Genomic DNA, 13,382 nt, shown 5'->3' with positions numbered 1-13,382 from the left:
AATGTTAACTCAATTTCCAGTCCGGTCTTTCAAAGTGACAGGTATAACCGTATGGCTGTTTTTGCAAATAATCCTGATGTTCCTCTTCTGCATTCCAGAAATCAGCCGCCTGGACAACCTCTGTTATAACTTTCCCCGGCCATACTCCTGAGGCATCCATTTCTGCAATTAAAGTATTCGCCGTTTCGCGCTGCGTGTCATCTGTATAAAAAATAGCAGAACGATAAGAGGTTCCGATGTCGTTACCTTGTCTGTTGCGTGTTGTCGGATCATGAATCTGGAAAAAATATTCAAGTAATCCGCGATATGATAATTTTGATGGATCAAATACGATCTCTATGCCTTCGGCGTGTGTTCCATGGTTACGGTAAGTTGCGTTGGGTACATCTCCTCCGGTATAACCTACGACTGTTGAAATAACACCCGGGTAATGACGGATAAGCTCTTCCACTCCCCAGAAACAACCGCCTGCAAGAATGGCTTTTTCAGTATTCATATGATTTTTCCTTTTAGTTTAATAAAGGTACAGCACAGCTGTGTAAAAGGCAAGTATAATCAAGCCACAATTATTTTAAACCGTTTATTTGATTATTAAATTACATTTTTATCTCTTCTTGGTATAATGGCAGATTAAAATAAAAGGTAGCGCCTTTACCAAATTCACTTTCTACCCAGATTGTGCCATTGTGCCGGGCGATAATCTCAGCACTCAGATAAAGTCCGATTCCAAAACCAGAAACCTGGCTATTACTTTCTACCCGGTAATAGCGGTCAAAAAGCTTATTAATATCTTTAACGCCAATACCTATACCATGATCTCTCACGCCTACCTGCACCATTTGATTAATGACTGTACAGGTAACTTCTATATTTTTAACCGTAGGTGCATATTTAACTGCATTACTCAAAAGATTGACTATTACATTACCAATCTTATCATAATCAGCATATACAGGTGTATGCTCACAACTTTGAAAATTTATAATATGACTTGTCTCCATCAACCTGCTTTCTTCTACCACCACATCAATCAAATCTGTCAAAGAAAAATGGCTCAGGTTAAGCACAATTTTTCCCGATTCCAACCTGGAAACATTTAGAAATCCATTGACCATACCGGTCATCTTTTTAACCTGTTTGGCGGCCATTTCCAGTGAACTGTTTACAAATTTGTCCTGAAAAACAATAGCCTTACGCTGAAGTACCTGAATATATCCGTTGAGTGAAGTAAGTGGTGTTTTTAATTCGTGGCTGACCATTGCAATAAAATCATTTTTACGCTGCTCATCCTTTTTAATTACAGAAATATCCATCACAACCCCGGTGAAAGAAGAAAATTCTCCAGACTTATCTGCCTTCAGGTTACCTATTGCTCTAAGCCAGCGGATTTTTTTATCATTAAATCCAATAACAGGATAAGAAACATCATAATCTCCATTACCAGCAAGTGCATTTTCCAGTTTTTCTGTAACATATGGCCGGTATTCTTCTGTAATCTGTCCGAGCGCCTCTTCAATAGTAATTTCATGAGTTGCATCATACCCAAATAGTTCCCTGAGGCGTACTGAGGTTATAAATGCCCTGCTTTCAGAGTGTATATGCCAGGTACCAAAATTTGCAGCCTCAATAGCTAACCTTAAGGCGATTTCCTTATCTTCCAACTCATCGAAAGTTTCCTTTAATTGTTCATGTGCTAAGGCCAGTTCTTCATTTGAGGCGGTCAGTTCTTCATTAATTGCTGCGAGTTCGTCCGAAATTCTGCGATACCGGGCTTCACTGGCAGAGAGTTCTTTTACCCTGGCTTCCACCCTTCTCTCTAAACTTTCATTCAAGGCCAACAGTTCCTCCTGACTTTGAGAGAGTTCCTCGTTTACGGCATTGAGCTCTTCATTAGATGCCGCAAGTTCTTCGTTAAGTGCCTGTTCCCGTTCTAGTGCCAGCTCCTTGCTGTAATATTCCTCCATCAGCTGGCGGTTAGTCACTCTATCGGTAACATCAATTGCAGTATGGAGGATACAAATAGTCTGATTGAATTCATTTTTTATTGCCCGGTATTCGAAATCAAAATAAAAGGTTTTCATTTCTCCGTCTACTTTAAGATCGGCAGCTGTCTCCACTCCTGAAATGGTTATTCCTTCCAGCCATACTTTTTTGAACATTTGAGCAAAAGGCTGACCCTTAAGTTCCGGAAGTGCATCTTCTAAAGTCTTCCCGATAACTGACTGATCTTTATCCCAAATTGTTAACATAGCCTGATTAGCCATCTGGATCAGCGCATCTTCTCCTATATGAATGGCAGTTGCAGTTTTGGTCTGACTCAAAACCTCAATTAATTGATTTTTATCTAGTAGTTGGACGTCGCTCATGTACAAAAAGGGAATTTTAATAGTTCATATAACCCAATTCCTTGTTTTTTGTTTAGTTCCAAACTAAAATTAAATAAGAAAGTCTTTCGTCATCAACGTGATCATGTACAATAGCTATTTATTGCTATTGTACATGATCACGTTCAGAAATACCTTTAGTACTCACTAAATTTTTCAAAATGCCACTTCAACAATTTAACACACCTGGATTTGCTGATGATCTGCCAGCAGACCTTAAAGATAAATGGGGAGATCTTATTGCCGCATGGATAGAGAAGGAAAGAAGTAATTTACCTGCGCCATACGCTCAGTTTTTCTTTAATGAATTGCAGCATCCTGAAGCGGATAACGCTGATGTTCTCCCGATAACATGGGAAGGTTTTCCAAGACATTGGCTTTTGGAATATCCCAATGCTGAACAAACACAACAGCGGTGGGAAGCTTCGGAGAAGTTATATACTTTCCAGGGAAAAAAATTCCGGTATCAGGATGAGTATCTGGAATGGTTAAGCTTTAGAAAGGATGGCAAGTTAACTAAGGTAGTTTTCACTTGCGAAGGGCCTGAGTACTGGCAGTTCATAGCAGATCAGGATGAAGACATTCTGCTCTCCTTATATCAGAAATATGTGAGCACAGCGGTTCAGAAAGCCGATTTATTTACAAACGCGGGCAAATATAATCCTTACAATAAATGGAATACAACGCTTGGTATTATGCACTTGATACAGCCTAACAATACGTTGGGCGCTGAAATCAACCTGGCCGCGGGCGCAGTAGTATTGAGAAAAAATGGCACTGCCGATCCGGTAACTGATACGCATGACCTGATTTGCTGTTCTGGTTTTGGAGCCGAAGAAAGGTTTAGTGATCCGTCTATAGGTGCTGCTGTTAATGCTTTAGTCAGACAAGGTCTTTCGGTCACGCTGAACGATCCGATTGGACTGTATATAAGCAAGTTGAAATCAGCAGGAATAGAAGTGCCGGATGGTTATCAGGTTAAAGATTTCTGGAAGGTAACCAGAGGTGATAAAACTAAAGGGATGATTTTGAGAGCTGAGTTTTCACTGCCCGCTGGTGCAAATTTCGGTTTGGAAGATATTAAGGTTGGCGGGGAGCCACTAAGATATGGTGCGCAGCTGGCAGAAATGATTGAGATGGTAATTTATGGCAAAGCGTTAAAGTTGGAGAATACTTTACCTCAGACAGAAGAATGTGGTAATTATTGTGATAAAAAACCGGCTTTAAGTAAGCTTAAGGACTTCGCCCTGATTAGTGCAACCATCCAGTCAGGTAATATCAGTGCTCAGCCAGGTGCCAGGATGATTAAATATGATTTTGAATAATGATAGCGGAACCTATTTTAGAGATAGATGAAATCCAGGGAAATATAATTCCAGGTTTTCGAATGCCTTTTCAGTATTTCGCAGGATGCCAGGTAAATGCACAAAGTGATTTAAATGGTTTCCTTAATTACCTGTTACCTAAGATAACGACAATGCGTGAGGCCCTGACTTACAAGGAAGATAGAGTTGCCCGCGCAAAACAAGCCGGAATCCGCGGTAAAGAGAGCTTTACGCTGACCATTGAGCAGAATCTGTTCTGGATCAATATTGGCTTTGGAAAGAAGCTGTTAGGGAAATTTAAAATGGATGCGGAGGAAGTAGATTTAGCTTACAAGTTAGGGCTGGCAGCGAGATCATCTTTATTGGGAGATCCATCTGATACTACAAATGAAGGCAATAAAAAAAACTGGAAGCTAGGAAATGAGCAGAATGGAGCAGATATTTTTTTGATTGCTGCTTCAGATAACGAAACCACATTACTGAAAAGAGTGGAAGAACTTAAAGCAAAGCTTACGGAGTTTGCTTTAACTGTGATTTATGAAGAAAATGGAGGAAGACTGGATGAGGATAGAGAACATTTTGGATTTAAGGATGGGATTTCACAGCCTTCTGTTCGTGGTTTTGTAGATAAGGAAAGAAAAACTTTACTCATAGACAGGTTAGTGGCGGAGGGAAATGAAAATCCATCTGCTCCGGAGTTTGCTGCACCAGGAAAAATGCTGATCTGGCCGGGTCAGTTTGTATTTGGTTACGCTAAACAATCTCCGGATAATTATAGAGAACCGGAACCAGCCAGCGAGAATGAAAAGAGTGATTTTTTGAAAAATGGATCGTTTCTTGTTTTCAGAAGGTTGAAGCAGGATGTCGCTACTTTCAATACGTATTCTAAAACGATGTTTCAGCAACTGATCAATACACCAGATTTTCAGGGAGAGGATTATGAAACTTTTCTGGCTAAGCTGGTTGGAAGATTTAAAGATGGAAAGCCTGTTATATTAGGAGAACAAGAGGTAGCTCCTGAGAATTACAATAATTTTAATTTCAACGCGGATACCCCTGTTTTCCGGCTGCGTGACGGAAAACAAGTTGCCAGTGTAAAAGCGGATCAGCCAGGAATGAAATGTCCGGCATTTGCGCATATCCGTAAAGTTAACCCAAGGGATTTACCTACAGACCTGGGAAAAGAAACAGACAGTGCTACATTCAGAATTATCCGGAGAGGTATTCCTTTTGGCAAACCTTACGATTTTGATAATCCGGAGAACCCTGTAAATGAGACTGAAAGAGGCCTTTTATTCTTGTCTTATCAAACTTCTATTGAGCGGCAGTTTGAGAGATTGACACAAAAATGGATGAATGAGCCAGGCAGGCCTACGGCTATGGGATATGATATCCTGGTTGGGCAAAATGGTGAGGAAGATGAAAATGGAGTTAAATGGTGCAAGTTTATGGACGATAACAGGCAAACTAAAGAAATAACGGCTGAAAAAACCTTTGTTATTCCGACTGGAGGGGGCTATTTCTTTTGTCCGTCGGTTTCTACTGTGAGGGGATTGATTAGCTGATACGGATTCGGGGAACTGTGTTCCCCGAATTGACAGGGATTATGCTTTGTCCAACACCTCTGCTGCTTGCTCAGCAACAGTTGCTCCTATGCTATTCTTCTTCGGATAATTAAACAGGATTGAAGTAATTACAGGAATAATAAATATAGCTACGGTGAAGATCGAGATCAGTAAATCTGTCTTTTCACTTTCTATCAGATGAGAGATTGGTGATCCCGGATAAAAATGAGTAAACAAAGAAGAAGTAAGTTTAACCCCCAATACCCCAATTACAATAAATGCAACCGTTTCCAGGAAACTAAACTTCTCCATTAGCTTCACAAATGCCTGTGCTACAAAACGCATTGCAAGGATCCCAATAAAAACGCCAATATAAATAAGCCAGATATGGTCGGTAAATGCAACTGCTGCAAAAACGTTATCTATAGAAAACGCCAGATCCATTACCTCTACTAATGCAACAGTTGCCCAGAATGCCCCAACTAAACCGACTGTAGATTTATAGATCCAGCTTTTACTTTTATCTACTTCTTCCTCTTCTTTTTCAGCATTCTTTTTTCTGAAGTAATCAAACGCCAGGTATAAAAGATAAAGTCCGCCCAGAGGCTTTAACCACCAGATCGTAACCAGCCATGCAGCCAGCAGTAAACAAATACCACGAAATACATAGGCACCAATAATACCATATTTTAATGCTTTATCTCTTTGGTTTTTTGGAAGATCCATTACCATGGTTGCCAAAACTGCCGCGTTATCTACTGAAAGCAAGCTTTCTATAACAATTAAATTCAGGATGATGAGTAGTCCTGCCTGGATATCGTCACCTAAAATAGTATGTAAAAAATCCATTATACGTTATTATTTAACAGGTTAGTTTTGAGTTTGATTAGATGGAAGCGTAATTTCAACTCTTCTATTCTTTCTTCTGCCAGTATTACTATCATTTGATGCGATTGGATTTTCAATTCCTTTCCCCATTGCGATGATCCTGCTTTCTGCAATATGATTTGAAACCAGGTATTTTTTGAATGCATCAGCTCTTTTCTGAGAGATAGTTTGATTAATGGTTAAAGAACCTTCGCTACTTGCATATCCGTTTATATGTATTAATGCAGCAGGATTTTCAGACAAATAAGTAATGATACGTTTAATTATCTTTTTGTTTACTCTCGCAAAGGCAAAAGAGCCCTGACGAAAAGAAACGGGAATTTTACGATTTAAACTGGCTGCATTCTTATCTTTTACTACATTTTCAGCAACTGGCTGTGGTGGACTGGTTTTCAAAGCTGTAACGGACGTATCCACGATATCAGGCTGTAATTTGGACTGAGTTTCAGCTTCAACTGCTACAACCGGATCTAATGGGACGACTTCAGTTGATGTATGGTGAATAGCGTCTGCTTTTTTTGCAGTAGACGAATAGTACCAGATCCCACCGCCAATTATTAAAACGCCAATTAATCCAATGATCCACGTTTTCGGCTTTGACGGATTTTCTGTTCCGGCAACTGCTGTTGTCTCTTTTTTTGAAAGGTCAAATTTAGATGCCCCTTTAGCTTTATCAGATGAATCCACAGGAGCAGAACCATCATTTTTATTTAAATCAAATGCCATAATTTCTATTTTTATTAGGTATACATGTCTACTAATGTTTGTAAGCTGCCGGTATGCGCTCTGCCCATAGCTTCGAATTCCCAGCTATCACCAACACGGAATAACCTGCCGAATTCCAGCGCATCTTCATTGGTATACTGATCTTTCAAATCATAGCGAAGAATCTCGTTACCATTACTTTCATCTGCAATACGGATATAACAATCATTTACTTGTCCAAAATTCAGTTCCAATGTTCTGCGGTCTTTTTTGTTGTCGTGAGGATATTTACAAATCGTACAGCAAATAATAATCTGTTCAATCTTGTGGCTGACTTTCGTTAAATCAATAAACATATCTTCATCATCATCACCGTTACTTCTGGTTCCATCCGGATCATCAATAGCCCCGATAATCGCTCCATCCTCAGTTAGCGGCCTGAATAAGCCTTTCTCTATTTTGTCCTCAATTTTATTGCCCATACGGAGCTGGCCGTAAAAGGTGAAATAAGAATCAGAAGGGATTTTAAAATCACCGCCAATTGAAAATGCAGACACATCAAGATCAAATTCTGGCCCGCCCGGCTCATCGTTGGGGTTCCATCCCATTCCGATTTTCACAATTGATAGTCCAGGCGCTGCCTTGGAAAGGGAAAATCTATCCCCTTTACTTAAATTAAAACTGCTCATAGTATATTTTTTATTGATATAAATCTATTAGTGTATTTAAACCTCCGGAAAAGGCTTGCCCCAGCGCTTCTACATTCCAATTCCCACCATTTCTGGAAATAGTTGCAATGATCAGGGAATCTTCGTTTATGAAATTATCCTTTAACAGGTACTGACATAAAATTGAATTGTCAGCAGCATTTCTGATATTGATGTAAGAGTTTTGCACGTGACCGAAATTGTGTCCTCTGAGCTCACTTTGATCAATGGTAACTGCAAAATATAAAAATTCAACTTGTGGGTTTATTTTAGTCAGATCAATATGGATGACCTCGTCATCTCCATCGCCTTCACCACCCCTGCTATCCCCCGGATAATTGGTAGAACCATCTGGACTTGTCGCATTGTTATAAAAGATGAAGTATTCATCTGCGACGAGTTTACCATTTTCGCCTAACATAAATAATGATAGGTCAAGATCTACACTATGCCCGTTTACAGTGGCAGGATCCCAGCCTAAACCTGCTACAATGTGCGTTAGTCCTGGTTTTTCTTTGACAATCGATATTGGTTTTCTTTTTTCTAGTTGTATAGCCATTTTATAATTTATTAATTGTTAATTTCCCTTTATGTTCCTTTTTTAGGTGGAAGTGGTGGAAGCTTTACTGGGTTAACTTTTACCTGAATTACAGGTTTTACCTCAGGTAACCTGGGGATATTTATTTGCGGTTGTGAACTATTCTTCTCTTTTTTGGGTGGCAATGGAGGTGGTAATTTTGGTGCCGTTGCTTCTATTGGAACAGCTGCTGGCAGTCGTGGTCTGACCAGAACAGGTGGTGCTTTTGATTTAACAGTATAATTTGAACTGGAAACTTCCTCAAAAACAGATTTCATCGTATCCTTGATAGCAGCAGACGTAACCTCTTTCACGTAATGATATCGCTTAAGCAATTTACCGGAGAAATAAGAAGTACTGATTGCTTCTGTACCTAATAGAATTACAACATCCTGTACAGTTAAACCGCTTGACTTCAAAAGATCATCTATCGCTGTATAGATCATACTATCATTAGAATAATATTGAAGCCTGTCCGTAAGATTTCTCTCGTTAACTTTAAACCAATATTTATTGCCATCAGCTAACTCAGCATCCCCTTTAATAATAGCATCAGGGTTTTCCAGCAGACTTACACAAAAAGGGAGTAAAAAAGCGGTCTCAATATCTTTATCAATTGATAAATAAGGGTTCTGACTGATAATATATTCAACAATCATATTGGCCAGAATCTTCACTCTGGGGTCTGCTCCCTGCCCCTCCAGCTTAAATGAACCAATTTCTTCCGCATTTGCGTTTTTATAAAGTTTCAAATACAGCACATCATCAATAGCGCTTAGCAATAGAATAGCTTTTTCTTTAACCAGGATTTCTTTTTGAACTAATACGCCGAATAGTATTTTGTTGAAATGAATACGGTCTAAGTTAAAGTAACCAGCTTCCTGAAATAAGTTCTCGATCAGTGACTTCTCCTTATCCTCTATATCTGTATCAAATAAAAACCGAAGTGGAAAATGCTGCCTGTAAGATTCAATCGAGTCAACTTTATATAAAACTGTATTCAGAAAATGAGACAGGCATTGCTCAACGCCGTAATAAAACAGCTGTTTAACAGGTTTTTTATTGCCGTAAATAATAAAATGTTTGCTTGGATCTTTTATAATTTCAAAATAGTTCCCATAGGCATTAGGATCATGCCTGTTAAACCGCTCTCTTGCAGCACCTCCAAAAATAAAATCATTGCCACTCACATAAAAGTATAAAGGAATTTCATTTGATTCCTTTATACTCAATGGCGCATATGCATTCCCGTCCGATTGATACCAGAAAGAAACTGAGCGTTTGGATACTTTTGCTAATACACAGAATTTCATTGACCCTATTGTTTTTGGATGCCTTTAAGCAGGTGTTTTTCAAAGAATTTCATCCCTTCTAAAATGATAATCGGGGCTACATAGTCAAACTCTTTCTGATCTTCATGTTTCCGCTTCTGTGCTTTAATAAAACCGGGTTCTCCTTTGATATAATTTTCAATATTCATATCCTGGAAGCCTGCCATAAAATCTGCGGAATTCATTTTTAAACCAAACATGGTAGAAGAAACTCTATAAAATAAATCGGCAAAGTCCATAAATCTCGGGCAAAGTAATTTTCCTTCCTGAGGCAGACAGATAAAATGGTTCCCTATATGTTCCAGCATTTCCGGGGTAACTGAATTAGTCGATTCCAGGTATTTGAACTCACCAGCCGGGGTAACTACACAGAAATTATCTTCTCCAAGTATCTCGATAGCTTGTTTATTGGTTGGCACTAAAATGCTTGTGATATTGGTGGGGATAGCCAAACCTTTTGACACCTCATATTTAACATCGGCGTTGTTGGTTCCCCGCTGCGAATTAATATCAATTATTCTTAATGGATTGGTACTGATCGGGGTAATTGTTTGTCTGGCTATGGCTTCTCCACCCATACCCCTGATAAACATTTGTGTATAATAATCGTCAGCTGCTGTTGGATTTACTGCGGTAAACCAGTCAAATATTCTTGATCCTTTTCCTGCAAAAGCAATCTTAATTTTAGGAGGGATAGCCTTAACAGCTGTTGGGGCATCCTCCGATTTAACAATTTCAGTCCTTAATTTATAAGCCAGCTGACCAGCATAGAACATGATTAATCCAGTAACATAGAGATTAATACTCATCATCTCTTTACACTCTGCGGCTATTAAAAGATAAAAAGTTTCAAAATCTGATGCTTCCAGCCGATCTACAACCTGTTCAAAATAATAAGGGGCTGTATTTTCAGAAAACTTATTGATCCCATTATTTAATCCCTGGATGGAAATGTTCTTCCTTTCACACATTCTTAACAGGACATTTTTAAAGTTTGGGGAAAATTTAGTCGCCTGCGCAACTCTTTCTGCCGCAAAACGGATAGAGTTTTGCTTAATCATCGCCTTTCCACCATCCATCTGGCATAAGGCTGTAATATCAGTTGTACTACCGCCAATGTCAAAACAAAGGACCAGCTCTCCGGGATTAATGGAATAGCCTCCATTTGGCCGCACTAAATAGTTCGCTACAGCACAAGCTTCTGAAAGTGATTCTTCATTGCTTAATTTTCTGAAATCAAATCGTACAGGTTTGGTTTCAGTTGCGATGTTAACTGAACTGACTTTCGTTGAAGTCTCGTTTCCCCAGCCCCCACCGTTTGCCGGAACTTTAGGCTCACTCCCCCAGCCATTGCTACTGGTTTCTGCTGTGCCCCAGCCTGAAGCTGCTATTGGAGATTCAGTTGTACTATTGCTCCAACTTGAACCAGCAGCCGGGCTGTCCCACACGCTGCCGCCTGTAGTATCCCCAATATCTGAAAGGTCTGACGGAGGATAAGTTTTTAATTTTACATGACCCACAATCGGTGAGATCTCTTTAAGTGAATCCCAGATTCCTCTATATTCACTTAACAACTCTTTACCCATTGAAGATGGATATGACCATTTTAAAGTATGAGGTTCATGACCTTCAATGAACAATTGCGCATAAACATGCAATAACAATGAGCTTAAATAAGCAGTCTTATAACTCTTATCTATTGGCTGAGCAGACCATTTCATATTATAAACCAACTCCGCTCTTCCTACTCTGTTGTAACTTAGAATATAACGGTTATCTTCTGCATTTTCAATGGGAAGATTTCTTTCAAAGCAAGGAAAGCCACCTTTAACTGCCTGTGCCATCAAGGAGTCATTCAACATATTGGTGTCATTGATAATCCTTCTGGAATCATGAATGGTTAGCACTGATTTAATAGAATTGGTGAGAATTTCATCGTTTTGGAAAAAGAAAATCTCATCTTCTAAAGCATGACGTTTATCATTGTTCTTGGCATCAGTTGCTAACAGGGAAACTCTCTTGTTAGTCAATTTTAAACTTTCACAGACTTCATTTCTCTGATCAGAGAAATAAGCGATAGAGGAATTTGTACTTCCAAAGTCAACACCCAAAAACGCAGGAGATAAAGTTCTCGGAGAATTAAGCATATTCACAGGTAAAGATTGTGTATTGCCGGATCCATCATACCGGATGATCCCAAAACCGCAATCAATGCCTGCGTGCGCAAATTTCACTCCCTTGAAAGGCTTATTGCTTTCATAAATTTCATATTTGTACTTGTTATCTGCTACAGCATTATTTGAGGTCACATGGAGCTGAGCTTTAATGGCTCCATATTTTTCAGGAATTATAGCTGCTCTGCCATTATTGGCCAGATATAGGGGGATCCCTTTTTCATCCAGTACTATTCTGAAAAAGTCATCATCTACATTACCGATAAATGGCGTAGCCTGAAACTGAGCGTCATTATGTGGAATTTCCGAATAAAGGAAATACCTGTTCCATTGTTTAGAAATAAAGTTAGGCCACATTAAAATGTCCTTCCCTCTGATAGATTCTGATGTTATTTTATAGATTACCTCTTTAATAATTTCATCACCGGTTTCTGTATATAATTTCAGGTTGACAGTCAGCCTTTCGCCATTCTTATCATTCGGATCATAAATAGCAGTGAGCCTTGATTTTACATTTGAGGTTTCTGCTATACCTACCAATGCATCCAGTGTGGCGCCAAAGACATTTAAGGCTAATGGGGTTAGCGGTAAAGTAAAATAAGCATAATTGTCCGGCTGTCCCCTGGTTTCAGCAGCGAGTAAAAGTATGGGCTTAGACCTGAGGTAATTCCTGGTTTCTATCCCTTCTTTGCCAAAATCAATTTGAGCAATTTCTGTGGTATCCGGCAAGAGTAAGTCTTTAGGATCAAAAATTATTCTCCCTTCTCCCGATTCATTATATATAATCCCTTCTGAGCCAAATAATTCTGTAGAATAGTTAAACAGAATACTGAAAGGATAATTAAAAAGATTTCCTACTTCTGGTGGTGCCTGATGCGCTAATTTTGGATATCCTTTCTTTTGCTGATAAACAATCATTTCATCAATCCATGCCTGAAGGCAAATTGACATATTACCGTATTCTGGTCTGATTAATTCGGCTAAGTCAGCATAATTTAATCTGAAGTTTTCAATATGATGGAGAATATGTTTAGCGTAACCATAAAGCGTAAATAGTTCCTGTGGGTTTAGTTCTGATTTTAAAGGGTCTATAAACTTACCATTCTGTACGTTTACGAAAGGTAGTTTGTCTTTAAGATTGTAAGCGACAGAAGTAAATAAAAAGCTGTCAGGTGAAGTGCCCCCAACTACATTTCCTTTAAAGGAAATCACATCAATAAATGGTATTTTATCTGCGTTGTTTGCTAAAGACTGATCACACCATAAGGGTTGCCGTTCAAACAGCATATTTCCAAATGCACCTGCAGGCTCATAAATATTTGCCGTGTTAATCAACTGATGTCCATCAGTATATGCTAAATGGATTCTATTAACCTCAATATCTTTATAGTTTAATGCAATACAGCTGATCAAGCCTTTCCATTCACTAAGTAAAGATTTGTAAAACAACATTAATCCAGAGGCTTCTGCTTCCTTGTCCTGGATATTATCAAGTGCACTTTTAAACAAGTTAGCCCTTGCAAATACTGAAGGTATACCAGAAACAATAGTTCCAATGTTAACAGATGAATTTCCATCTTTATCGACAGCTATCTCTGGTATTAGAATATTTTTAGTAAAAACTTCTAATTGAGGGATTTTGTCCCAGGCAAATTCAACGCCATTTGGTTCAGTTTTAGCATGAACTTTAATCGCCAGTGCTTTTATTCTTTTGTCTGACATGTTC

At 38.9% G+C, this 13,382-nt stretch carries 10 protein-coding genes; 2 read left to right on the top strand and 8 right to left on the bottom strand.

The features are described from left to right. Window positions 1-4 precede the first annotated feature (4 nt). Together msrA and HDE70_RS07865 are read right to left on the bottom strand one after the other, a co-directional pair. On the bottom strand, window positions 5-496 hold the full coding sequence (gene msrA / locus HDE70_RS07870; RefSeq protein WP_183889216.1) for a peptide-methionine (S)-S-oxide reductase MsrA: 492 nt from the start codon (window positions 494-496) through the stop codon (window positions 5-7). 100 nt (window positions 497-596) lie between these two features. After that, window positions 597-2,366, bottom strand: coding sequence for an ATP-binding protein (locus tag HDE70_RS07865; protein ID WP_183889214.1), 1,770 nt, complete (start codon window positions 2,364-2,366; stop codon window positions 597-599). A 179-nt stretch (window positions 2,367-2,545) separates the two neighbouring features. Here HDE70_RS07865 and HDE70_RS07860 point away from each other — a divergent pair, with 179 nt between their 5' ends. Both HDE70_RS07860 and HDE70_RS07855 read left to right on the top strand, forming a co-directional pair. Next, the gene (locus HDE70_RS07860; RefSeq protein ID WP_183889212.1) at window positions 2,546-3,709 is read left to right on the top strand and encodes a hypothetical protein; all 1,164 of its coding nucleotides are present in this window, start codon (window positions 2,546-2,548) and stop codon (window positions 3,707-3,709) included. Further along, on the top strand, window positions 3,709-5,274 hold the full coding sequence (locus tag HDE70_RS07855) for a Dyp-type peroxidase (RefSeq protein WP_183889210.1): 1,566 nt from the start codon (window positions 3,709-3,711) through the stop codon (window positions 5,272-5,274). Before HDE70_RS07860 ends, HDE70_RS07855 begins: the two co-directional genes overlap by 1 nt. Window positions 5,275-5,313: 39 nt before the next feature. On the opposite strand, the gene HDE70_RS07850 is transcribed toward HDE70_RS07855, so the two are convergent. Genes HDE70_RS07850 through HDE70_RS07825 form a run of 6 tightly spaced genes read right to left on the bottom strand, consistent with a single transcriptional unit; the run spans window position 5,314 to window position 13,378 of the window. After that, window positions 5,314-6,123, bottom strand: a complete 810-nt coding sequence (locus HDE70_RS07850; protein ID WP_183889208.1) for a TerC family protein — start codon at window positions 6,121-6,123, stop codon at window positions 5,314-5,316. 21 nt (window positions 6,124-6,144) lie between these two features. Then, on the bottom strand, window positions 6,145-6,888 hold the full coding sequence (locus tag HDE70_RS07845) for an OmpA family protein (RefSeq protein ID WP_183889206.1): 744 nt from the start codon (window positions 6,886-6,888) through the stop codon (window positions 6,145-6,147). 14 nt (window positions 6,889-6,902) lie between these two features. Then, a complete protein-coding gene (locus HDE70_RS07840; protein ID WP_183869587.1) occupies window positions 6,903-7,556 on the bottom strand; it encodes a TerD family protein in 654 nt (217 codons plus the stop codon). A 10-nt stretch (window positions 7,557-7,566) separates the two neighbouring features. Further along, on the bottom strand, window positions 7,567-8,133 hold the full coding sequence (locus HDE70_RS07835) for a TerD family protein (RefSeq protein ID WP_183869586.1): 567 nt from the start codon (window positions 8,131-8,133) through the stop codon (window positions 7,567-7,569). A 29-nt stretch (window positions 8,134-8,162) separates the two neighbouring features. Then, on the bottom strand, window positions 8,163-9,464 hold the full coding sequence (locus tag HDE70_RS07830) for a hypothetical protein (protein WP_183889204.1): 1,302 nt from the start codon (window positions 9,462-9,464) through the stop codon (window positions 8,163-8,165). Between the two features lie 5 nt (window positions 9,465-9,469). Further along, complete coding sequence (locus tag HDE70_RS07825) at window positions 9,470-13,378, bottom strand: hypothetical protein (protein WP_183889202.1); 3,909 nt, start codon at window positions 13,376-13,378, stop codon at window positions 9,470-9,472. Between the last annotated feature and the right edge of the window lie 4 nt (window positions 13,379-13,382).

It is taken from the genome of Pedobacter cryoconitis (genome assembly GCF_014200595.1).
Classification (GTDB): Bacteria; Bacteroidota; Bacteroidia; order Sphingobacteriales; family Sphingobacteriaceae; genus Pedobacter; species Pedobacter cryoconitis_C.
This window is presented reverse-complemented; position numbering and strand designations above follow the sequence as displayed.

Bases quoted from the DNA above. Each gene is read 5' to 3' on its own strand.
- msrA (WP_183889216.1), bottom strand. From the start codon at position 496: ATGAATACTGAAAAAGCCATTCTTGCAGGCGGTTGTTTCTGGGGAGTG.
- HDE70_RS07865 (WP_183889214.1), bottom strand. From the start codon at position 2,366: ATGAGCGACGTCCAACTACTAGATAAAAATCAATTAATTGAGGTTTTG.
- HDE70_RS07860 (WP_183889212.1), top strand. From the start codon at position 2,546: ATGCCACTTCAACAATTTAACACACCTGGATTTGCTGATGATCTGCCA.
- HDE70_RS07855 (WP_183889210.1), top strand. From the start codon at position 3,709: ATGATAGCGGAACCTATTTTAGAGATAGATGAAATCCAGGGAAATATA.
- HDE70_RS07850 (WP_183889208.1), bottom strand. From the start codon at position 6,123: ATGGATTTTTTACATACTATTTTAGGTGACGATATCCAGGCAGGACTA.
- HDE70_RS07845 (WP_183889206.1), bottom strand. From the start codon at position 6,888: ATGGCATTTGATTTAAATAAAAATGATGGTTCTGCTCCTGTGGATTCA.
- HDE70_RS07840 (WP_183869587.1), bottom strand. From the start codon at position 7,556: ATGAGCAGTTTTAATTTAAGTAAAGGGGATAGATTTTCCCTTTCCAAG.
- HDE70_RS07835 (WP_183869586.1), bottom strand. From the start codon at position 8,133: ATGGCTATACAACTAGAAAAAAGAAAACCAATATCGATTGTCAAAGAA.
- HDE70_RS07830 (WP_183889204.1), bottom strand. From the start codon at position 9,464: ATGAAATTCTGTGTATTAGCAAAAGTATCCAAACGCTCAGTTTCTTTC.
- HDE70_RS07825 (WP_183889202.1), bottom strand. From the start codon at position 13,378: ATGTCAGACAAAAGAATAAAAGCACTGGCGATTAAAGTTCATGCTAAA.